The organism is Duganella sp. 3397 (assembly GCF_031456625.1).
In the GTDB taxonomy this organism is placed as follows: Bacteria; Pseudomonadota; Gammaproteobacteria; order Burkholderiales; family Burkholderiaceae_D; genus Rugamonas; species Rugamonas phyllosphaerae.
In genome coordinates this window covers 136,466-157,914 of record NZ_JAVDVB010000007.1, presented here as the reverse complement: position 1 = coordinate 157,914, position 21,449 = coordinate 136,466, and the positions used below count along the sequence as shown (strand labels likewise).

Genomic DNA, 21,449 nt, shown 5'->3' with positions numbered 1-21,449 from the left:
ACGCTGTAACCATTTGTACACTGCGATAAGTAAATTTGTGAGGGACGGTTTCCGCAAACCGTGCTTTCGATTAACTTTTCAGTAATAATGGGTTTCGGTCACTTTTAATACATCATCGTTGCCTATGCCCCTGCTTGGAAAACTCCTGGCGCCATGGTTGCGGATGGGCGTGTATGCGCGCTTGTTCATGCCCATTTTCGTCATCATCACGGTGGTGCTGGTCGTGCGGTATTCGATGCTGTTCGAGTCGGAGACCGTGAGCGCCAATGCGCGCTACCAGCGCAGCGCCAGCGAACTGGCAACGTACCTGCACAACACCCTGCTGCCGGTGGTGCAGGCGTCGGACCGGTCCGCGATCGATCGCGCCCTGCACGACGCGCTGCTGCTCAATGCCGACCTGGCGGCGCTGTCGCTCGACTACCCCGGCGGCCACCTCGACGTTCGCCGCGCACCAGCATTGCCGCCGCCCTACCCGCACTGGTTCGAGGAGTTCGAGGCGCTGCAACCGATACATCACCCGGTGCACCTCGGCGCCGCCAGCCTGCAACTGGCCTTCGAGCCGACGCTGCCGCTGGCCGGCGTATGGCATACGCTGCGCCAGCAGGCGGTAATCTCGGTCACCAACATCATCATCATCTACACCCTGCTTGGCTTCATCATCTTCGCCAACAAGCGCATGCTGCGCCAGCTCAATGCCGCCACCAACCGCTTTCATGGCGGCGACTACGCCACCCGCATGAAGGTGTCCGGCACGCTGGAAGCGCGCGTGCTGGCCGAAACTTTCAACAACATGGCGCAGCGGGTGCAGGCCCTGGTGGACAAGCTGCAGCACAGCGAGCAAAGCCTGAGCCGGCAGCTGGACCGCACTATGCGCGCGCAGGAACAGCTGCAGGCGCAAAAAGAACGCATCGAAGTGACGCTGGCCTCGATCGGCGACGCCGTCATCACCACCGACCTCACGGGCCGCATCGAGACCATCAACGAAGTGGCGCAGCAGCTGACCGGCTGGCCCGAATCGCGCGCGCGCGGGAAGGAGCTGCACCAGGTGTTCGTGCTGGCCAATAACTTCGGCCAGCATTCGCTGCTCAAGTCGATGGCGGCGATTTACTCCGGCGGCGAAGTGGTCAAGGTGGGCAACCAGAGCCTGCGCCACCGCTCGGGCCGCGCCATGACGGTGGAGTACACCGCAAACGCCATCCGCGCCGCCCACGGCCGGGTGGAGGGCTCGGTGCTGGTGTTCCGCGACGTGACGGAACGGCGCCAGTTGATGCAGCAAATCTCGTGGCAGAGCAACCACGACATCCTCACCGGCCTGCCCAACCGCACCGCGCTGGCGGCGCGTTTCGAGAACGAAGTCATGCGCGCGCGCGAGCACAACTACCTGCTGGCGGTGTGCCTGTTCGACCTCGATCATTTTCAGCAGGTAAACGACCTGCTCGGCCAGGGCACTGGCGACGAAATCCTCAAGCAGGCAGCCAGCCGCCTGCACGATTTTGCGGGCCAGCGCCATTACGTGGCGCGACTGGGCGGCGACGAATTCGTGCTGCTGCTGCCCGAGCTGCGCGGTCGCGGCGACGTCGAGCAAGCCATGGACCAGCTGCTGATAGCGCTATCGCGCGATTACACCTGTGACGGCAAGCCGGTGGCCATGTCGGCCAGCGTGGGCATTGCGGTCTACACCGGCAACGAAGCCAGCGCCGACAGCCTGCTGCGCCACGCCGACCAGGCGCTGTACCAGGCCAAGATCACGGGCCGCAACCGCTACCACTTCTTCGACGCCGATCTCGACGAACAGGTCCGCACCCACCACAACCGCCGCACCGAGGTGCGCGCGGCGCTGCGCGCGGACCAGTTCCGGCTGTACTACCAGCCCAAGCTGGACATGCGGCGCGGCCGCATCATCGGCATGGAAGCGCTGCTGCGCTGGGAGCATCCGCAGCGCGGCATCGTGGCGCCGCTGGAGTTCCTGCCCATCGTCGAGCACAGCGACGTGATTATCGACATCGGCGAGTGGGTGCTGCGCGAGGCGCTGCGCCAGTTGCAGCAATGGCGCCATACCGATCCGGCGTGGGTCGTCAGCGTCAACATCGCCGCGCGCCATTTCCAGCGCGCCGATTTCGTCGAACGGATCACCGCCATCCTGTCCGAGTACCCGGACGTGCCGCCGAATATGCTGGAACTGGAAATCCTGGAGTCGTCGGCGCTGTCCGACATCAACCACGTACGCGCGATCATGCAGGATTGCCAGGCACTGGGCATCGGCTTCGCGCTCGACGATTTCGGCACCGGCTACTCGTCGATGTCGTATCTGAAACGGCTGCCGGCCGACATCTTGAAAATCGACCAGAGCTTCGTGCGCAACATGCTGGAAGACCGCGACGACCTGCACCTGGTGAGCGCGGTGATCGGCCTGGCCAGATCGTTCGGCCGCGCGGTGATCGCCGAAGGCGTGGAGACGGTGGCACACGGCGCCATGCTGATGCGCCTGGGCTGCGACCTGGTACAAGGCTATGGCATCGCCCGGCCGATGCCGGCGGACGAAGTGCTGGAGTGGGTGGCAGCCTTCGGCGCCCGCGCGCCGTTGTGGCAGGCAGCGGCGCGGCTGGCGCCGATCGTCAGTTTGCATGAGACCGAGGAATCGCCAGCCACGTCGCTATTACCGCTGGCCTGACTCCCGTCATTCCCGCGCAGGCGGGAATCCATAGAACGGCTGAGGCTGCGCTGCGCCCAGCAAAACAAGGGCGGCTCGAGGGGGTTATGGATCCCCGCGTGCGCGAGGATGACGAATTCGGGCCTAACGATGCTGTTCGCCCAGCATCCGGTCCACCAGCTCGATCCAGTGCACCACCGGCGTCTGCGTGCCCGACTGCAGATGCGCCGTGCAGCCGACATTGGCCGAGACGATGGTGGTGGCGCCAGTTTCCGCCAGCGCCTCGAGCTTGCGGTCGCGCAGTTGCAGCGACAACTCTGGCTGCAAGAGCGAATAGGTGCCGGCCGAGCCGCAGCACAAATGGCTGTCCGCGCACAGGACCACGTCCACGCCCACCGCGCGCAACACACTTTCCACCTTGCCGCGTATTTGCTGGCCGTGCTGCAGCGTGCACGGCGGATGCCAGGCTACCCGCTCCGTCGAGCGCGTACACAGGCGCTGCAATGCATCCTCGAACTGCGGCAGTACCTCGGACAGGTCGCGCGTGAGCGCGGCGATACGCGCCGCCTTGGCCGCATAGTCCACGTCGTGCGCCAGCAGGTGGCCGTATTCCTTGACGGTGGCGCCGCAGCCCGACGCCGTCATGACGATCGCCTCAACTTCTTGCCGTTCCACGTACGGCCACCACGCATCGATATTGCGGCGCATGTCATTCAGCGCCGCCTGCTGGTCATTCAGGTGATGGCGCAGCGCGCCGCAGCAGCCGGCCTCGGGCGCGACGATCAGCTGCACGCCCAGCGCATCGAGCACGCGCGCGGCGGCCAGGTGGATATTGGGCGCCATGGCCGGCTGGGTGCAGCCGGCCAGCGCCAGCATCTTGCGCGCGTGTGGTCGCGCCGGCAGCTTGCCGGCGGCCTGCCGCGCCGGCATCTTGTCCTGCAGAGCCGGTGACAGCACGGGCCGGAACAACTGGCCCGCACGCAGCGCCGCCTTGAAGACGCCCTGGTTCGGCAAGGCTTGCTTCAACAACCAGCGCTTGAAACGTTCGGTGGCCGGACGCTGCACGCGCTGCTCGACCACCTGGCGGCCGATGTCGAGCAGGCGCCCGTACCGCACCCCGGAGGGACAGGTGGTTTCGCAGTTGCGGCAGGTCAGGCAGCGGTCCAGGTGCAGCTGGGTTTTAGCGGTGACGGGCGCGCCTTCGAGCACCTGCTTGATCAGGTAGATGCGCCCGCGCGGGCCATCGAGCTCATCGCCCAGCAGCTGGTACGTGGGACAGGTGGCGGTGCAAAAGCCGCAGTGCACGCAGGCGCGCAGGATCGCTTCGGCTTCCTCGCCTTCGCGCGTGTGCTTGATAAAATCGGCGAGGTTGGTTTGCATGGTCAGTACAGGCGTCCAGGGTTGAAGATGCCGGCCGGGTCGAACGAGGCCTTGAGACGCTGGTGGATGGCGGCCACCGCCGGCGCCAGCGGGTGGAACACGCCGGCCGCCTTGTCCTGCGCGCGGTACAGGGTGGCGTGGCCGCCCGCTGCCGCCACGGTGCGACGGATCGCAGCGGCATTAGCGACATTAGCGGCATTAGCGTCAGCATCGAGCCTGAGCCAGCGCTGCGCCCCGCCCCACTCGATCAGCTGGCGGCCGCCAACGATGATGGCGCTGGCGGCCGAGGGCACGGACAGGCGCCACAAGGTATTTTGGCCCTCGAAGAATGGGTCGGTCTGGTCGCGCAGCGCGGTCCAGCAGGCTGCCGCCTCGATATCGCCGAGCGGCTGCCCACCGAGCGCGCGCCGGGCAGCTTCCACCGCCGCCTGCGCGCCCGACAGCCGCACCGTCAGCACGCCATCGTGCCAGCAACTGGCCGACAGCGGCAGCGGCTGGCCGGCCCATTGATTGAGTTTTGCCAGCGCCTCGATCTCGGTCATGCCGAAGCGCAGGCTCGCTTCGCACACGGGCTTGGGCAGCACCTTGAGCGACACCTCCAGGATCAGGCCGAGGGTGCCCAGCGAGCCAGCCAGCAGGCGCGAGACGTCGTAGCCGGCGACGTTCTTCATCACCTGGCCGCCGAAGCGCAGCGCCTCGCCGCTGCCATCGATGAGCACCGCGCCCAGCACGAAGTCGCGCACGGCGCCGGCGGTGGCGCGGCGCGGGCCGGACAAGGCGGCAGCCACCACGCCGCCGATGGTGGAACCGGCGCCGAAGCGCGGCGGCTCGAACGCCAGCATCTGGTTGTGGGACTCGAGCAGCGCTTCGATCTCGGCCAGCGGCGTGCCGCAGCGCGCGGTGATCACCAGTTCGGTCGGCTCGTACGCCACCACGCCGGTGTGGGCGCGCGTATCGAGCACTTCGCCGGCAGGTTCGCCGCCATACCAGTCCTTGGTGCCGCCGCCGCGCAGGCGCAGCGGCTGGCCCGTTTGGGTAGCTTCCCGGATGCGGGTGCAAAACGCGCTGGCGATATCGGCCGGTAGCATCGTCGTCATGTCAAAAACGCGGCAGATGGGCAAACGGCAGCAGGCCACCACGCACGCGCATCCTGCCGAATTCCGCGCAGCGGTTCAGGGTGGGAATCGCCTTGTCCGGGTTAAGCAGCCCGGCCGGATCGAAGGCGCGCTTGACCGCGAAAAACGCCTCGAGTTCGGCCGGCGCGAACTGCGCGCACATCGAATCGATCTTCTCGATGCCCACGCCATGCTCACCGGTGATGGTGCCGCCCACTTCAACGCACAGCGCCAGGATCTCGGCGCCGAAGGCCTCCGCGCGCGCAAATTCGTCGGCGATGTTGGCGTTGAAAAGGATCAGCGGATGCAGGTTGCCGTCGCCGGCGTGGAACACGTTGGCGCAGCGCAGCCCATATTTGGTTTCCATCTCGGCGATCCCGGCCAGCACCTCGCCCAGCCGTTTGCGCGGAATGGTGCCGTCCATGCAGTAGTAGTCAGGCGAGATGCGGCCGGCCGCCGGAAACGCGTTCTTGCGGCCCGACCAGAAGCGCAAGCGCTCGGCCTCCGACTGCGAAACAGCAATCGCCACCGCGCCGGCCGCGCCCAGCACCGCCGACATGCGGGCGATGTCCTCTTCCACTTCCTCGGCGGTGCCATCGGCTTCGCACAGCAGGATGGCGGCGGCGTCGGTGTCGTAGCCGGCGTGGACGAACGGTTCGACCATGCGCGACGAGGTCTGGTCCATCATCTCGAGGCCGGCGGGAATGATGCCAGCGGCAATCAGCGCGGCCACCGCGTGGCAGCCGTCGGACACTTGCGCGAACGAGGCCATGATCACGCGCGCCACGGCCGGCTTGGGGATCAGTTTGACGGTGACCTCGGTGACGATGCCCAGCATACCCTCAGAGCCGATGAACACGGACAGCAGATCGAGGCCGGGCGCATCGAGCGCCGCGCCACCGAGTTCGACGATCTCGCCGGTGATGGTGGCCATGCGCACGCGCAGCACGTTGTGGATGGTGAGGCCGTATTTGAGGCAGTGCACGCCGCCCGAGTTTTCCGCCACGTTGCCGCCGATGGTGCAGGCGATTTGCGACGACGGATCGGGCGCGTAGTACAGGCCATGGGGCGCAGCCGCCTCCGAAATGGCGGCATTGCGCACGCCGGGCTGCACGACCGCCGTGCGCGAGTAGGCGTCGAGCCGCACGATGCGGTTGAGGCGCGCAGTGGACAGCACCACGCCGTCGGCAATCGGCATGGCGCCGCCGGACAGGCCGGTACCGGCGCCGCGCGGCACGATCGGCACCCCGAGCTCGCGGCACACGCGCAGCACGGCCAGCACCTGCGCCTCGCTGTCGGGCAGCGTGACGATCATCGGCAGCTGGCGGTAGGCGGCCAGGCCGTCGCATTCGTAGGGGCGGGTGTCTTCGGGCGCGGACAGTATGGCGCGCGCGGGCAGCACCCGCAGCAGGGCCTCGGCCACTTGCGCACGCAGTTGGTCGTGGGCTGTAACATCGTCAAGCCGGGTAGAAACCGCAACAGTCATGGACGGGCCCTGGTAGCACTACAGGCCTCGATTGTAAGCATAAAAGCGGAACTGTTGTATTCTTCCGTGACTCTTACCATCAACCGGAACAACCATGGGCAACCGACTCTCGAAAATCGCTACCCGCACCGGCGACGGCGGCACCACCGGCCTCGGCGACGGCAGCCGCACCGACAAGGACAGCGTGCGCATCCACAGCATCGGCGAAGTCGACGAACTCAATTCGCATCTCGGCCTGCTGCTGTGCGAAGACATGCCCGCCGACCTGCGCGATGAGCTGGTGACGATCCAGCACGACCTGTTCGACCTGGGCGGCGAATTGTGCATCCCCGGCTACCAGATGATCACCGAAGCGCACGTGGAGCGGCTCGACACGCTGCTGGCCAAGTACAACGCCACCCTGCCCGCGCTCACCGAATTCATCCTGCCGGCCGGCTCGCGCGCCGCGTCGCAAGCCCACGTCTGCCGCACCGTCTGCCGCCGCGCCGAACGCGCCATCGTCACCCTGGGCAAAACCGAAACCATCCACGAGCACCCGCGCCAGTACGTCAACCGGCTGTCGGACCTGCTGTTCGTGCTGTCGCGCGTGCTCAACCGCTACGCGGGCGGCAGCGACGTGCTGTGGCAACATGAACGCAAGCGCGGCTAAGTCTCGCCCTTCAATCCGAAACCAGGCAACGCTGCAATCCGCGCTACCAGGAAATCCAGCAGCAACCGCGCCCGCACCGGCTGATACCGGCGCGTGGGCGACAGCAGGTGCAGCGGTTGCGGTGCGCCTTCCCAGGGCGCCAGCACCCGCACCAGCGCGCCGGTGTCGAGCAGGTCCTGCACCAGCCACAGGGGGCACATGCCGATGCCGCCACCGGCGACCAGGCTGTCGCGGATCGCCAGTGCGTGGTTGACGCGGAACCGGCCGTGCGTGACCACCGACACCGCCTGCTGTTCCCGATACAACGTGAGCGCGTCGCCATCGGCCAGCCAGGCGAAGCGGATGTAGTCGTGCGTGGCCAGGTCCTGCGGCTGCTGCGGCCTGCCGCGCCGCTCCAGGTATGACGGCGCGGCCACCAGGTGGCGCGGCGAAACGCCCGCCGCGCGCGCCACTGCATCGGGCGGCAGGCCGGTCCCCTGGCGCACGGCGATGTCCACGCCGTCGCGCACCAGGTCCACCAAGCGGTCGTCCAGTATCAGTTCGATCTCCACCTGCGGATGCACGGCCATGAAGTCCGCCAGCAGGGCGTTCAGCCGAAATTGGCCGAACGCGGCCGGCGCGTTGATGCGGACGAGGCCTGTCGGGGTTTCGGTCTGGCCTCGCGCCTCGGCCACCGCTTCGTGGTACTGCGCCAGCATGCCCAGCGCGCGCTGGTAAAACTGGCTGCCTTGCGGCGTGGGGCGCAGGCTGGTGGTGCTGCGCTCGAGCAGGCGTACGCCCAGTTCGCGCTCGAGCGCCGCCATCAGCTTGCTCACGGTGGGCTGCGTGGTGCCCTCCTCGCGCGCCACGGCCGACAGGCTGCCCAGTTCCACGGCGCGCACGAAGCAGCGCAGCAAGCGGATGGTGTCCATGCAATGCCCTCATTCCATTTTTGAATTAAGTATAGTCGAATTCGCCGTCTTCACATCGATATGTGAATAACCTACCGTTGTGGCTTCACGATCTATGGAGCACATCATGACAAGACGCACGATCGCATTGCTGGCTACCCTGGCCGGCGCATTGGCCACCCCTCTTGCAGCACTGGCTGCCCCGCCACCTTCCACCAGCACCTGGACCGCGAGCTGGTACGCCAGCCCCCACGCGACCTGGGACGCGGACTTCCCGCTACCTACCGGCGTGCCGGCGGTGCTGGCGCAGCAAACCGTGCGCGAAACCGCGCGCCTGAGCATAGGCGGCAAACGGGTCAGGATCGTGCTGTCGAACCGCTACGGCACGCAGCCGGTGCCCATTGGTGCGGCGCGGCTGGCTCGGGTAACGCGCGCTGCTCCTGCTGCCGCCATCGCGCTCACCTTCGGCGGCCAGACGGCAGCAATCATCGCGCCGGGCGCACCACTGGTCAGCGACCCGGTGGAACTGCCGGTGGCGCCGCTCGACAAACTCGAGGTGAGCGTCTACCTGCCGCAAGCCACGCCGCTCACCACCTTCCACTGGGGCGCGCAGCAGACCGGCTCGATCGAAGCAGGCGATACGACCGCAGCAAGGCCGCGCCAGCCGCAGGCGCTGCATGGCCGTGCACTGCTAGCCGGCATCCTGGTGGAGTCGGACACCAGGCGTGACGTCATCGTCGCCCTGGGCGACTCCATCACTGACGGCAATGGCTCCACTCCCGACCAGGACCGGCGCTGGCCTGACGTGCTGGCGGCCACCATGGCGCAACAGGGCATCGCGGTGGTCAATGCCGGCATCTCCGGCGCGCGGCTGCTGGGCGACAGGATGGGCGTCAACGCCGCCGCCCGCTTCGGACCCGACGTGCTCGACCGGCCGGGCGTGACGACCGTGGTAGTGCTGCTGGGGATCAACGATATTGGCTGGCCCGGCAGCGCCTTTGCGCTGCAAGAACCGCCGATGACGGCGCCGCGCATGATTGCCGCCTACCGCCAGCTGATCGCGCAAGCGCGCCTGCACAAGGTGCGCATCGTCGGCGCCACGCTGCCACCATTCGAAGGCGCGCTGCAGGGTACGCCGTTCGCCGGCTACTACACGCCGGCCAAGGACGGCGTGCGGCGCGCAGTCAATCGCTGGATCAGTGAAAGCGGAGAATTCGACGCCGTGGCCGACATCGATGCAGCGCTGCGCGATCCGCAACACCGCACGCGCCTGCTGGCGCGCTATGACAGCGGCGACCACCTGCACCCGGGCGATGCCGGTTACGAGGCGATTGCGGCGACGGTGGCGGCAACGCTCGGCAAGACCGATGGCCGTTGAGGGCTGGAACCTGAACCCGCACACCAAAAACAAAGGGGCCTGACCCGGTTCGGATCAGACCCCACTGTGTACTGATTGCCAGGTAACTCAGCCGTTGTTGACCACCAGCCGTGGCTCGTCGCCACCGGCGTTGCCCGCATTGCCGAACCGCTGCTTGATCGACGCGGTGATGCCGGCGGCATCCAGGCCTACGCTCGAGAGCAGCTTGACCGGATCGCCATGGTCGATGAACTTGTCGGGCAGGCCGATCATCAACAGCGGCTTGACGATGCCCTCGGCAGCCAGCGCTTCGGCCACCGCAGCGCCGGCGCCGCCCATGATGGCGCCCTCTTCCACCGTCACCAGGTAGTCGTGGCTGGCGGCTAGTTGTTTCACCAGTTCCACGTCCAGCGGTTTGACGAAGCGCATGTTGGCGACCGTGGCGCCCAGCGACGCGCCGGCAGTGACCGACGGCGCCACCATCGAACCGAAAGCCAGGATCGCGATGCTGGCGCCCTGGCGCTTGATCTCGCCCTTGCCCATCGGGATGGTGGTCAGCTCCTGCTGCATCGCCGCGCCGATGCCGGCGCCGCGCGGGTAGCGGATGGCGGCCGGGCCCGGATAGCGGTAGCCGGTGGTGAGCATTTGCCGGCATTCGTTTTCGTCCGATGCGGCCATGATCACCATGTTCGGGATGCAGCGCAAATAGGCCAGGTCGTAGTTGCCGGCGTGGGTGGCGCCGTCGGCGCCGACCAGGCCGGCGCGGTCGAGCGCGAAGGTGACGTCGAGGTTTTGCAGCGCCACGTCGTGCACCAGCTGGTCGTAGCCGCGCTGCAGGAAGGTCGAGTAGATCGCCACGACCGGCTTCATGCCTTCGCAGGCCAGGCCGGCGCCGAAGGTGACCGCGTGCTGCTCGGCGATGCCCACGTCGAAGTAACGGTCCGGGTATTCCTGCTCAAAACGCACCATGCCCGAACCTTCACGCATGGCGGGCGTGATGCCGACCAGCTTGTTGTCGAACGCGGCCATGTCGCACAGCCAGTTGCCGAACACTTCGGTGTACGTCATCTTGGCCGGCGCAGTGGCCGGCTTGATGCCCTCGGCCGGGTTGAACTTGCCGGTGCCATGGTACAGGACCGGCTCGGCCTCGGCCAGCTTGTAGCCCTGGCCCTTCTTGGTCACCACGTGCAGGAATTGCGGACCCTTGAGCTGCTTGATGTTTTGCAGCGTGGGAATCAGCGAATCGAGATCGTGGCCGTCGATCGGGCCGATGTAGTTGAAACCGAATTCCTCGAACATGGTGGCAGGCACCACCATTCCCTTGGCGTGCTCTTCCAGGCGCTTGGCCAGTTCCAGCACCGGGCCGGGCAGCACCGACTTGCCGACATTCTTGGCGGCCGCGTAGAACTGCCCCGACATCAGGCGCGCCAGGTAGCGATTGAGCGCGCCCACCGGCGGCGAAATCGACATGTCGTTATCGTTGAGGATCACCAGCAGGTTGATATCGTCCTGCACACCGGCGTTGTTGAGCGCTTCGAAGGCCATGCCGGCGGTCATCGAACCGTCGCCGATCACGGCGATGGCGTGGCGGCTCTCGCCCTTGATCTTGGCCGCCTGCGCCATGCCCAGCGCCGCCGAGATCGACGTCGACGAGTGAGCGGTGCCGAAGGTGTCGTACTCGCTCTCGTCGCGCTTGGGGAAGCCGGAGATGCCATCGAGCTGGCGCAGCGTGTGCATGCGATTGCGGCGGCCGGTGAGGATCTTGTGCGAATAGGTCTGGTGGCCCACGTCCCACACGATGCGGTCTTCCGGCGTGTTGAACACGTAGTGCAGCGCCACCGTCAGTTCGACCGTGCCCAGGTTGGACGACAGATGGCCGCCCGTCTTGGAAACCGAGTCGAGCAGGTAGGCACGCAGCTCGTGCGCCAGCGGCGTCAGTTGGTGGTACGGCAGTGCGCGTACGTCGGCCGGTGAATCTATTTTTTCTAGCAAGTTCATTTATGCCTTCCGCTGCACGATCAAATCCGCGATTTCGCGTAACCGCAGAGCCTTGTCTCCGAACGGCGCGAGCGCTGCGTGCGCTTCGAGCCGCAATGTTTCTGCCAGCGCGCGCGATGGCTCCAGCCCCAAAATCGACACATAGGTCGGCTTGTTGTCGGCCGCGTCCTTGCCGGCGGTCTTGCCCAGCGTGGCCGAATCGGCAGTGGCGTCGAGCACGTCATCGACGACCTGGAACGCCAGGCCGATGGCGCGCGAATATTTATCGAGCGCAGCCATCTCGGCCGCATTCAAGTCCTTGCCGGCCAGCGCACCGAGCACCACGGCCGCGCGCAGCAAGGCGCCGGTTTTGAGCTGGTGCATCTGCTCCAGCTGCGCCAGGCTCAGGCTCAAGCCCACGCTGTCCAGGTCAATGGCCTGGCCGCCGCACATGCCGGCCGAACCGGATGCGTGCGCCAGCACCTTGAACATGGCCGCCAGCCTTGCCGGTGGAATAATGTTGATGTCGGCCTCGGCCAGCACCACGAAGGCCTGCGATTGCAGCGCGTCGCCGACCAGGAGCGCGGTCGCTTCGTCGTAGGCGATGTGCACGGTGGGCTTGCCACGGCGCAGGGCGTCGTCGTCCATGCAGGGCATGTCGTCGTGCACCAGCGAATAGGCGTGGATCATTTCCACCGCTGCTGCCACGCGCGCCACGATGGCGGCATCGGCGTCGAACAGCGCGCCGGCGGCATAAGCCAGCAGCGGGCGCACGCGCTTGCCACCACCGAGCAGCGCGTAGCGCATGGCTTCGTGCAGCTTGGCGGGAGTGGCGGTGGCAGCCGGCAGGAAAGCCGATAAATCGTTTTCCGATCCGGCCTGCACGGTTTTCATCCAGTCGTCAAAAGCGGCGGTCATTGTTCGGCCTCGGCGGTTTGTTCGAATGGCTTGAGCATGTCGCCCTCGAGCACCTTGACCTGCGACTCCACTTTTTCGAGCTGGGCCGCGCACAGCTTGACCAGCTCGGAGCCGCGCGCGTAGGCGGCCACCGACGCTTCGAGCGGCAGCTGGCCGGCTTCCATTTGCGCAACCAGTTGTGCCAGCTCTGCCATCGCTTCTTCAAACGAGACGTTGGCGGCGGCGGCGGTCGTTGCAGCTTCGGCAGATAGTTTCTTAGACATTATTGTTCAGCATGGTCACTCGGTTTTCATGGCAAAAAAGCTTGCCAGGCAGTGTAGCCCGTTATTTTAGAACAAACCACCCACTCCGGTGGAACAATACGGACCGCACCGGGGCGGAGAAAGGATTTTATCGCAATCGCCGGCGAATACGATAAGACCATGCATTTCCTGCAATTCCTTACATTTCGGAACGGTACGCACCCTGCCCTTGCGCGCCGAAAGACGGTATAATTGCCGGTTCTGTCCGAAATACTATTTTCAACTTACTTGAATTCAGGAATTTGCGGATTCTGTCTCTTCTTGGTTTGATGTATTTTAATTAAGGGGGGTTTGGATGTCCGATCTGGGTACCCACGCCAAGCTGGCGCGTTCTAACGCGCAACTTCCGGTTGACGTCTATTTTGACGAAGCGCTGTTGCAGCGCGAAAAGCAGCAATTATTCCAGGGTGGCCCGCGTTACGTCGGCCACGAACTGATGGTGCCCGAGGTCGGCGACTTTGCCACGCTTGCTGCCGAAAACGAAGGCCGCATGCTGGTGCGCAACGCCAATGGGCTCGAGTTGCTGTCCAACGTCTGCCGCCATCGGCAGGCGCTGATGTTCAATGGCCGCGGCAACGCCAACAACATCGTCTGCCCGCTGCACCGCTGGACGTACGACCTCAAGGGTGAGCTGATCGGCGCGCCGCATTTCGCCGAAACGCCATGCCTGAACCTGCCCAAGACGACGCTGCAAAGCTGGAACGGCCTGCAGTTCGAGCAGAACGGCTACAACGTCATGGAAAAACTCAAGAACCTGTCGGTGACCAGGGATCTCGATTTTTCCGGCTATATGTTCGACCGCGTGGAAGTGCAGACGTGCGACTACAACTGGAAGACTTTTATCGAAGTCTACCTGGAGGATTACCACGTCGAGCCATTCCACCCGGGCCTGGGCGGCTTTGTCAGCTGTGACGACCTGCGCTGGGAATTCGGCCAGGACTACAGCGTGCAGACGGTGGGCGTGAACAAGGGCCTGCTCAAGTCCGGCTCGGAAGTCTACAAGCGCTGGCAGGAGCAGGTGCTCAGATTCCGCGGCGGCGAAGCGCCGCCATATGGCGCGATCTGGCTCACGCTGTATCCGAACATCATGGTCGAGTGGTACCCGCACGTGCTGGTGGTGTCCACCTTGTGGCCCGATGGCCCGCAGCGTACCCGCAACGTGGTCGAGTTCTATTATCCAGAAGAAATCGTGCTGTTCGAGCGCGAGTTCATCGAGGCCGAACACGCCGCGTACATGGAAACCGTGTCGGAAGACGACGAGATCGCCCTGCGCATGGACGCCGGCCGCAAGGTCCTGCGCGACCGTGGCGAGACCGACGCCGGCCCCTATCAGTCGCCGATGGAAGATGGCATGCAGCACTTCCACGAATGGTACCGATCTAAAATAGATATTTAAACGTTAAGGAAACTGGATGCAATCGCTTTGGATGTTGTTCGCTAGCTTTATGTTCGCCGTCATGGGGGTGTGCGTCAAGCTGGCTTCCGAAGAATTCTCCACCTCCGAGATCGTGATGTACCGCGGGGTGGTCGGCGTGATCGTGCTGGCCATCATCATCAAGTCGCAGGGCGGCAGTTTCCGCACCACCATGCCGCTGGCCCACCTGTGGCGTTGCATCATCGGCGTGGTGTCCTTGTGGCTGTGGTACTACTCGATCGGCGAACTGCCGCTGGCCACGGCCATGACCCTCAATTACCTGTCGCCGATCTGGATTGCCGTGTGGCTGTTCGCGCTCGGCTGGTGGCACGCCAAGGGGGACATCAAGTGGCCTTTGATGCTGGCCGTGATGATGAGCTTTGTGGGCGTGATCCTGCTGCTGCAGCCGGCCTTCCACGCCAACCAGCTCACCCCTGCCCTGGTGGCCCTGTTCTCCAGCCTGCTCACGGCCATGGCCTATATGCAGGTGCGCAAACTGGGCCTGGCCGGCGAGCCGGAAAGCCGCGTGGTGTTCTATTTTGCCGTCACCAATATCGTCGCCGGCCTGCTCGGCAATATCCTGCTCAGCGGCGACCAGCCGGTCACCTGGCACCCGATCAACAGCTGGCACGGCGGCTTGCTGCTGCTCGGGATCGGCATCTGCGCCACCAGCGCGCAGGTGGCCATGACCCGCGCCTACCGCCTGGGCCAAACGCTGGTGGTGGCCAACCTGCAATACACGGGCATCGTGTTTTCCAGTATCTGGGGCGTGCTGGTCTTCGGCGACGTATTCAGCTGGATGAGCTGGACCGGCATCATCATCATTCTGGCCTCCGGCGTGGCCGCAACGTTCTACAATACCCGCAATACAGAGCGCGGCAAGGCCATCGACAAGGCCGACCCGATTTCCAGCGAAGTGTAGTAAACGGAGTTTTCCCATGTACACCACCTTGATCAGCGCCACCGACCTGGCCGCCCATGTCACCGACAGCCAGTGGGTCATCCTCGACTGCCGCCACGACCTGCTGAACCCGGACGCCGGCAGCAAAGCCTTCGCCGCCGGCCACATCAAGAACGCCCGGTTTGCCAGTATCGATAACGACCTCTCGGGCGCCAAGACCGGCCCGGACGGTATTTTCCGTGGCCGCCACCCGCTGCCCGAGCGCGCCGCCCTGATCGAGACGCTGCGCAGCTGGGGCATCAGCGACGACACGCAAGTGGTCGGCTACGACGCCCACGGCGGCATGTACGCCGCGCGCCTGTGGTGGCTGCTGCGCTGGATCGGCCACCCGGCCGTGGCCGTGCTCGATGGCGGCCTGGCGGCCTGGCAGGCAGCTGGCGAACCCCTGGTGTTGCCGGTGGCGCCAAGCGCGCGCGGTACGATCACGGAACGGCCAAGCCTGACCCAGGCGGTGTCGGTGAACGAGATGGTGACCAACCTGGCGACCCAGACCAGGACCGTGGTCGATGCCCGCGCGGCCGACCGCTATCGCGGCGAGAACGAAATCGTCGACCCGGTAGGCGGCCACATTCCCGGCGCGCGCAACCGCTTCTTCAAGGATAACCTGGCGGCGGACGGCCGCTTCAAGGATGCAGCGCAATTAAAAGCGGAATGGACGCCGCTGTTTGCCAGCGCGCCGCAGGCCATCATGCAATGTGGCTCCGGGGTGACCGCCTGCCATAACCTGCTGGCGCTGGAAGTGGCGGGCTTGCCCGGTGCGGCGCTGTATCCGGGCTCTTGGAGCGAGTGGTGTGCCGATGCGGCGCGGCCAGTGGCGACCGGGGCTGGTTAAAGCTTGCGAACTTGCGCGTGCCTTGCCCACCGGGTAATGACAACTTGGTTCCCTGCAAACCGATATTCGATGACATGCCCCGTCTTGGGGATCGGGAAGCGGCGGGTGGATTTAGTTCGGGCAGGCGTTCCAATGTTTGGCTGCAGAGATATGACATCCAAGGCCGCCGTTAGCCGCTTTTTCACCATTGCAGCAGCGAATGGGTCTTGCAGAAAAATGTGATCGAGTGTTTTTCTCATCGCAGCCTCTGCCGGCGAAGACCAACGGATCGTCCATTTAGCCGACGTACCGCTTGGGTTCGACATGATCAAACATCCGCTGCAGACCCGCCATCACATCTTCATTGGGAATTGTTTTTCCTTCAGCGATTTCCTTGTCCGCCTGGAGATCGGCACGAATTCCTTCTTCTACATCATCGAACCCGTATAACCAAACGTCCGGCCAGAGCTGCTCGGGCGTTGTGTTCTCCAATTGGGCCAGACGTAGAAGTCGTTCGCGATCCGCAGCCGTTAGGGCTGCCAGTGCATCTGCCTGCTTTCTCTGTTGGATGTTCATCATTGCCAGCGCCGCTGCCTGTTGTAGAGAGGGGAAGTCCATTCCGCCATCTTACCCTTCCCGCCCCAGACTGCAAGCAAGCTGGGCTTTATGGCTAGCGGTGGCCGGTGAAGAACACCACGATGGCCACGCCGGTGGCGATCAACAGCACTTGCGGCACCGATTCGCGCAGCGTGGCGCGGCGTTGCATCTGGGGCATCAGGTCACTCACCGCGATGTAGATGAAGCCGGATGAGGCAAACACCAGCACGTACGGGATCAGGCTGCTGGCGCGGTCGAGGAAGTAGTAGCCGAGCAGGCCGCCGGCGATCGACAGCAGGCTGCACAGCAGGTTGTACACGTAGGCGCGGGTGCGTGAAAAGCCGGCGTTGAGCAGCACGATGAAGTCGCCGATTTCCTGCGGGATTTCGTGGGCGATGATGGCCAGGCCCGTCACCAGGCCCAGTTGCGGGTCGGCCAGGAAGGCCGCAGCAATCAGGATGCCGTCGGTAAAATTGTGCATGCCGTCGCCGACCAGGATCATCCAGCCGGCCTTGCCTGCTTCGGACTTGTCGTGGCCGTGGTGGTGGTGGTGACCGTCGTGCTCGTGGTGGTGTGAATGGCGCATGATGGCCAGTTTTTCCAGCACGAAGAATGCCAGCAGACCGCCCAGCAGGGTCGCGAACAGGCTGCGTGGACTGGCGGTGGAATCGAACGCTTCCGGCAAGGCGTGCAACAGCGAGGTGGCCAGCATCAGGCCGACCGACAGGCTGACCATGCGCTCGACCACCTTCGACAGCAGCGTAAACGAGAACACGGCAGCGGCCGATATGCTGACGACGCCGGCGAGCGTGGTCGCCAGGATGATGGAAATGAGAACGGGATCGATGGTATAGCCTCTTGTGCCTGGCCCATCCACAGAGGGGGCCGGGGCGTTATTTTACCGCCCGGCACGCATTTCTGCTCATTTTTGGCTAAAAACAGCCTTCATGGCCCATCGGTCCCTCTTTAGTCAGGCTTTACGCGACGCCATTTTGCTTGAACCACGCCAGCGTGCGGCCCCAGCCGTCCTTGGCATCCGCTTCCACGTAACTCGGACGGTAGTCGGCGTTAAACGCGTGGCCTGAATTCGGATAGACCACGAAGGTGGACTTGTTCGGTCCCTTGGCCAGCGCAGCCTTCATCGCTTCGATCGATTCCTGCGGGATGCCGGTATCCTTCAGGCCGTACAGGCCCAGCACCGGCACGGTCAGAGATGGCGCGATATCGACCGGATGCCTGGGCGTGTTGACGCTGGTGGTGCCCACCAGGCGGCCGTACCACGCCACGCCCGCCTTGATGGCCGGATTGTGGGCCGCGTACAGCCAGGTCACGCGGCCACCCCAGCAAAAACCGGTGATGGCGATCTTGTCGGGGTTGCCGTTATTGGCCTTGGCCCAGGCCACCAGCGCGTCGAGGTCGGTCATTACCTGCGCGTCCGGGGTCCTGGAGATGATGTCGCGCTGCAACTCGGCAATCGAGGCGGCTTTTTGCGGGTCGCCCTGGCGCACGAACAGGTCGGGCGCCAGCGCCAGGTAGCCGAGCTTGGCAAAACGGCGCGCCACGTCGGCAATGTGTTCGTGCACGCCAAAGATTTCGGAAATCACCAGCACCACCGGCAGGTTGGTCTTGCCTTCCGGTTGCGCACGATAGACCGGCACCGCCTGGCCGGCCACGTCGAGCATGATGGTGCCGGCGGTGAGTCCGGCGGTATCGGTCTTGATGACGTTTTGCGCAACCACCGGCATGGCGGCCACGGCAAAGCCCGTACCGAGCGCAACCTTGATGAAGTCACGCCGGTCGAGGCCGTCGGATAACGGGGTTTTGGTCAACAAACTCTCTGCGTCGCGTTGCAAGTCATCCATGCGTTTTCTCCATTAGTGAAACACCTGAAAATCATTTGAAAATGCGCTATCTGTAGAGTCGTCATCCCCGCGTACGCGAGGATGACGGAGCGGGCGCCGACGATGCTGTTTAGTGCGCCTCTTCCCAGTTCTTGCCCACGCCTACCTCGGCCAGCAGCGGCACTTTCAATTGCGCCACGCCGGCCATCAGTTCCGGCAGCTTGCGCTTGACCAGGTCCAGTTCGGCATCCGGCACTTCCAGCACCAGTTCGTCGTGCACTTGCATGATCATGCGGGTTTGCAGCTTGTCTGCCTCGAGCCAGTTCTGCACCGCCACCATCGCCAGCTTGATCAGGTCGGCAGCCGTGCCCTGCATCGGCGCGTTGATCGCGGCGCGTTCGGCGCCCTGGCGGCGCGGGCCGTTCGGGGAGTTGATTTCGGGCAGCCACAGGCGGCGGCCGAACACGGTTTCCACGTAGCCGCGCGCTTTGGCCTGCAGGCGGGTGTCGTCCATGTACTGCTTGACGCCCGAGAAGCGCGCGAAGTAGCGGTCGATATAGTTTTGTGCGGCGGCGCGCTCGATGTTGAGGTTGGCGGCCAGGCCGAACGCGCTCATGCCGTAGATCAGGCCAAAGTTGATCACCTTGGCATAGCGGCGCTGCTCGCTGGTCACTTCTGCCGGCGTCACGCCGAAGATTTCGGCAGCGGTGGCGCGGTGGATATCTTCGCCTTCGGCAAAGGCACGCAGCATCGCTTCGTCACCCGAGATATGGGCCATGATGCGCAGCTCGATCTGCGAATAGTCGGCCGACACCAGCTGGCTGCCCGGCGGCGCGATGAACGCTTCGCGGATGCGGCGCCCTTCCTTGGTACGCACCGGAATGTTTTGCAGGTTCGGGTCGTTCGAGGCCAGCCGGCCCGTCACCGCCACCGCCTGCGCGTAGTTGGTGTGCACGCGGCCAGTGTCCTGGTTGATCATCTTGGGCAGCTTGTCGGTGTAGGTGGACTTGAGCTTGGACAGGCTGCGGTACTCGAGCAGCACTTTCGGCAGCGGGTAGTCCTCGGCCAGCTTTTGCAGCACTTCCTCGTCGGTCGATGGCGCACCGCTCGGGGTCTTTTTCACCACCGGCAATTGCAGCTTCTGGAAGAAGATTTCGCCGATCTGCTTGGGCGAACCGAGGTTGAATGGCTGGCCGGCCAGCTCGTGCGCCTGCGCTTCGAGTTCGACGATGCGCGCGCCGAGTTCGGCCGACTGGATGTCGAGCAGCGCGGCGTCGATATGCACGCCGTTGCGCTCGATCTTTTGCAGCACCACGGCGGTCGGCAGTTCGATCTGGCGGTAGATGTAGTTGAGCTTCTCGTCGCCTTCCACTTCAGCCTGCATCACGCCGTGCAGGCGCAGGGTGATGTCGGCGTCTTCGGCCGCGTAATCGGTGGCGCGTTGCAGTTCCACCTTGTCGAAGGTGATCATGTTGACGCCCTTGCCGCACACGTCAACGAACGGAATCGTGGTGTGGTTCAGGTGGCGCAGCGCCAGGTCGTCCATGCCGTGGGTGCGGTGCGATTCGAATACGTACGATTGCAGCAGGGTGTCGTGGTGTATGCCGCGCAGCGTTACGCCGTGGTTGGCGAAGATGTGGCTGTCGTACTTGAGATTCTGGCCCACCTTGAGCTTGCTGTCGTCTTCCAGCCAGGGTTTCAGTTTCTCCAGCACGTGCTCGCGCGACAGTTGCTCGGGCACGCCGGCATAAGCGTGCGCGACCGGGATGTAGCAGGCCACGCCCGGCTCGGTGGACAGTGAAATGCCCACCAGTTGCGCGGTCATCGGTTCGAGCGACGTGGTTTCGGTATCGACCGCCGTCAATGGCGCCGCGTCAATCAGCGCAATCCACTTGTCGAGCTGGGCGTCGGTCAGCACCATCTCGTAGTTGACGTTGACCTTGGGCGCTTCGCCGAACATGTCCTGCGTGGCCGAGACCGCGCCGCCGGCCGGCACCGACTTGGCCGCAGTGACCGATGCAGCCGGGGTGACCGCGCTGAGGTCGCGCAGCAGGGTCTTGAAGCCGTACTTGGTGAAGAACGTCACCAGCGTGGCGCCCTCTTCCGGGCGCGCCACCAGCGATTCGGTGATCGACATCATGTGTTCGGCCAGGTCGCAGTCGGTTTTCACCGTGATCAGCTCGCGGCTGCGCGGCAGCCAGGCCAGCGCGGTGCGCAGGTTTTCGCCAACCGCGCCGCCGATCTTGTCGGCATTGCTCATCACGCCGTCGAGCGTGTCGTAGGCGGTAAGCCATTTCAGCGCAGTCTTCGGGCCGCACTTGGACACGCCCGGCACGTTGTCGACCGTGTCGCCAATCAGGGTCAGGTAGTCGATGATGCGGTCCGGCGGCACGCCGAACTTGGCCAGCACGCCGGCCTCGTCCATCTTCTCGTTGTTCATGGTGTTGATCAGCATGACGTTCGGGTTGACCAGTTGCGCCAGGTCCTTGTCGCCGGTGGACACCACCACTTTCATGCCGGCCTTGACCGCGTCCACGCACAGCGTGCCGATCACGTCGTCCGCTTCCACGCCATCGACCATCAGGATCGGCCAGCCCATGGCCTTGACCGCCTCGTGGATCGGTTCGATCTGCAGGCGCAGGTCGTCCGGCATCGGCGCACGGGTGGCCTTGTATTCGGGATACATGTCGTCGCGGAAGGTTTTACCTTTGGCATCGAACACGCAGGCGATATAGGCTGCCGGGTAGTCGGCGCGCAGGCGGCGCAACATATTGACCATGCCGTGCATGGCGCCGGTGGGATAGCCGTCCGGGCTGCGCAGGTCGGGCAGCGCATGGAACGCGCGATAAAGGTAACTGGAACCGTCGACTAACAGCAGGGTATTTTGCATAAGAAACTGATCTATGTGAGGGGCGTGCAGGTCGTTGCAGCAATAACAGCAGCAGCGAGCGCAGAGTGAATGGCGCATTATCGCAGGTTTTAGGCAGCGCCTCGACCGCCGCACGGACTTTACGGATGTGAAATCATTTCTTAAGGAAACCTTACTGAGGGGGTGGAAATGGGCTTTTTAGAGCAGGTAATCGTGCACGTTTGTTACAATG

18 protein-coding genes are annotated in these 21,449 nt (G+C 64.5%); 6 read left to right on the top strand and 12 right to left on the bottom strand.

Annotated features, from left to right (window positions below; all coding sequences use genetic code 11):
• Positions 1-187: 187 nt before the first annotated feature.
• Positions 188-2,671: an EAL domain-containing protein gene (locus J2X54_RS21765; protein ID WP_310183590.1), complete on the top strand. Its 2,484-nt coding sequence runs from the start codon at positions 188-190 to the stop codon at positions 2,669-2,671.
• A 123-nt stretch (positions 2,672-2,794) separates the two neighbouring features.
• Here the strand turns inward: J2X54_RS21765 and glcF are convergent, their stop codons facing one another.
• Genes glcF through J2X54_RS21750 form a run of 3 tightly spaced genes read right to left on the bottom strand, consistent with a single transcriptional unit; the run spans position 2,795 to position 6,631 of the window.
• Positions 2,795-4,030, bottom strand: a complete 1,236-nt coding sequence (gene glcF / locus J2X54_RS21760; RefSeq protein ID WP_310183588.1) for a glycolate oxidase subunit GlcF — start codon at positions 4,028-4,030, stop codon at positions 2,795-2,797.
• Between the two features lie 2 nt (positions 4,031-4,032).
• Complete coding sequence (glcE, locus tag J2X54_RS21755; RefSeq protein WP_404990948.1) at positions 4,033-5,118, bottom strand: glycolate oxidase subunit GlcE; 1,086 nt, start codon at positions 5,116-5,118, stop codon at positions 4,033-4,035.
• A 10-nt stretch (positions 5,119-5,128) separates the two neighbouring features.
• Positions 5,129-6,631 carry an FAD-linked oxidase C-terminal domain-containing protein gene (locus tag J2X54_RS21750; protein WP_310183584.1) on the bottom strand — a complete coding sequence of 501 codons (1,503 nt, stop codon included), beginning with the start codon at positions 6,629-6,631 and terminating at the stop codon, positions 5,129-5,131.
• Between the two features lie 94 nt (positions 6,632-6,725).
• Here J2X54_RS21750 and J2X54_RS21745 point away from each other — a divergent pair, with 94 nt between their 5' ends.
• Positions 6,726-7,280, top strand: coding sequence for a cob(I)yrinic acid a,c-diamide adenosyltransferase (locus tag J2X54_RS21745; protein WP_152881952.1), 555 nt, complete (start codon positions 6,726-6,728; stop codon positions 7,278-7,280).
• Here the strand turns inward: J2X54_RS21745 and J2X54_RS21740 are convergent.
• Positions 7,277-8,191, bottom strand: a complete 915-nt coding sequence (locus tag J2X54_RS21740) for a LysR family transcriptional regulator (protein WP_310183581.1) — start codon at positions 8,189-8,191, stop codon at positions 7,277-7,279. The two genes, J2X54_RS21745 and J2X54_RS21740, sit on opposite strands and share 4 nt — an antisense overlap.
• Positions 8,192-8,297: 106 nt before the next feature.
• On the opposite strand from J2X54_RS21740, the gene J2X54_RS21735 reads away from it, so the two are divergent.
• Positions 8,298-9,548: an SGNH/GDSL hydrolase family protein gene (locus J2X54_RS21735; protein ID WP_310183579.1), complete on the top strand. Its 1,251-nt coding sequence runs from the start codon at positions 8,298-8,300 to the stop codon at positions 9,546-9,548.
• A gap of 87 nt (positions 9,549-9,635) precedes the next feature.
• Here the strand turns inward: J2X54_RS21735 and dxs are convergent, their stop codons facing one another.
• Genes dxs through J2X54_RS21720 form a run of 3 tightly spaced genes read right to left on the bottom strand, consistent with a single transcriptional unit; the run spans position 9,636 to position 12,685 of the window.
• Entirely contained in the window at positions 9,636-11,525 is a 1,890-nt protein-coding gene (dxs, locus tag J2X54_RS21730) for a 1-deoxy-D-xylulose-5-phosphate synthase (protein ID WP_070249338.1), read from the bottom strand.
• Complete coding sequence (locus J2X54_RS21725) at positions 11,526-12,422, bottom strand: farnesyl diphosphate synthase (protein WP_310183576.1); 897 nt, start codon at positions 12,420-12,422, stop codon at positions 11,526-11,528. It abuts the gene before it with no gap.
• Positions 12,419-12,685 (bottom strand): exodeoxyribonuclease VII small subunit, encoded by a 267-nt coding sequence (locus tag J2X54_RS21720; RefSeq protein WP_070249336.1) that lies wholly within the window; start codon positions 12,683-12,685, stop codon positions 12,419-12,421. The genes J2X54_RS21725 and J2X54_RS21720 overlap by 4 nt, the downstream gene beginning before the upstream one ends.
• A 334-nt stretch (positions 12,686-13,019) precedes the next feature.
• Here J2X54_RS21720 and J2X54_RS21715 point away from each other — a divergent pair, with 334 nt between their 5' ends.
• Genes J2X54_RS21715 through J2X54_RS21705 form a run of 3 tightly spaced genes read left to right on the top strand, consistent with a single transcriptional unit; the run spans position 13,020 to position 15,931 of the window.
• Positions 13,020-14,120, top strand: a complete 1,101-nt coding sequence (locus tag J2X54_RS21715) for an aromatic ring-hydroxylating dioxygenase subunit alpha (protein ID WP_070249335.1) — start codon at positions 13,020-13,022, stop codon at positions 14,118-14,120.
• Between the two features lie 16 nt (positions 14,121-14,136).
• The gene (locus J2X54_RS21710; RefSeq protein ID WP_070249334.1) at positions 14,137-15,060 is read left to right on the top strand and encodes a DMT family transporter; all 924 of its coding nucleotides are present in this window, start codon (positions 14,137-14,139) and stop codon (positions 15,058-15,060) included.
• A gap of 16 nt (positions 15,061-15,076) precedes the next feature.
• Positions 15,077-15,931 carry a sulfurtransferase gene (locus J2X54_RS21705; RefSeq protein ID WP_310183572.1) on the top strand — a complete coding sequence of 285 codons (855 nt, stop codon included), beginning with the start codon at positions 15,077-15,079 and terminating at the stop codon, positions 15,929-15,931.
• Here J2X54_RS21705 and J2X54_RS25775 read toward each other — a convergent pair.
• The 5 genes from J2X54_RS25775 to polA all read right to left on the bottom strand — a co-directional run bounded on the left by J2X54_RS25775 (position 15,928) and on the right by polA (position 21,238).
• A complete protein-coding gene (locus J2X54_RS25775; protein WP_404990945.1) occupies positions 15,928-16,236 on the bottom strand; it encodes a type II toxin-antitoxin system RelE/ParE family toxin in 309 nt (102 codons plus the stop codon). The two genes, J2X54_RS21705 and J2X54_RS25775, sit on opposite strands and share 4 nt — an antisense overlap.
• Positions 16,208-16,528 carry a hypothetical protein gene (locus J2X54_RS21700; protein ID WP_229255388.1) on the bottom strand — a complete coding sequence of 107 codons (321 nt, stop codon included), beginning with the start codon at positions 16,526-16,528 and terminating at the stop codon, positions 16,208-16,210. The genes J2X54_RS25775 and J2X54_RS21700 overlap by 29 nt, the downstream gene beginning before the upstream one ends.
• A gap of 52 nt (positions 16,529-16,580) precedes the next feature.
• A complete protein-coding gene (locus tag J2X54_RS21695) occupies positions 16,581-17,282 on the bottom strand; it encodes a ZIP family metal transporter (RefSeq protein WP_371851796.1) in 702 nt (233 codons plus the stop codon).
• Positions 17,283-17,484: 202 nt separating this feature from the next.
• On the bottom strand, positions 17,485-18,369 hold the full coding sequence (locus J2X54_RS21690) for a dienelactone hydrolase family protein (RefSeq protein WP_310183569.1): 885 nt from the start codon (positions 18,367-18,369) through the stop codon (positions 17,485-17,487).
• A 109-nt stretch (positions 18,370-18,478) separates the two neighbouring features.
• Positions 18,479-21,238: a DNA polymerase I gene (gene polA, locus J2X54_RS21685; RefSeq protein WP_310183567.1), complete on the bottom strand. Its 2,760-nt coding sequence runs from the start codon at positions 21,236-21,238 to the stop codon at positions 18,479-18,481.
• Positions 21,239-21,449 lie beyond the last annotated feature (211 nt).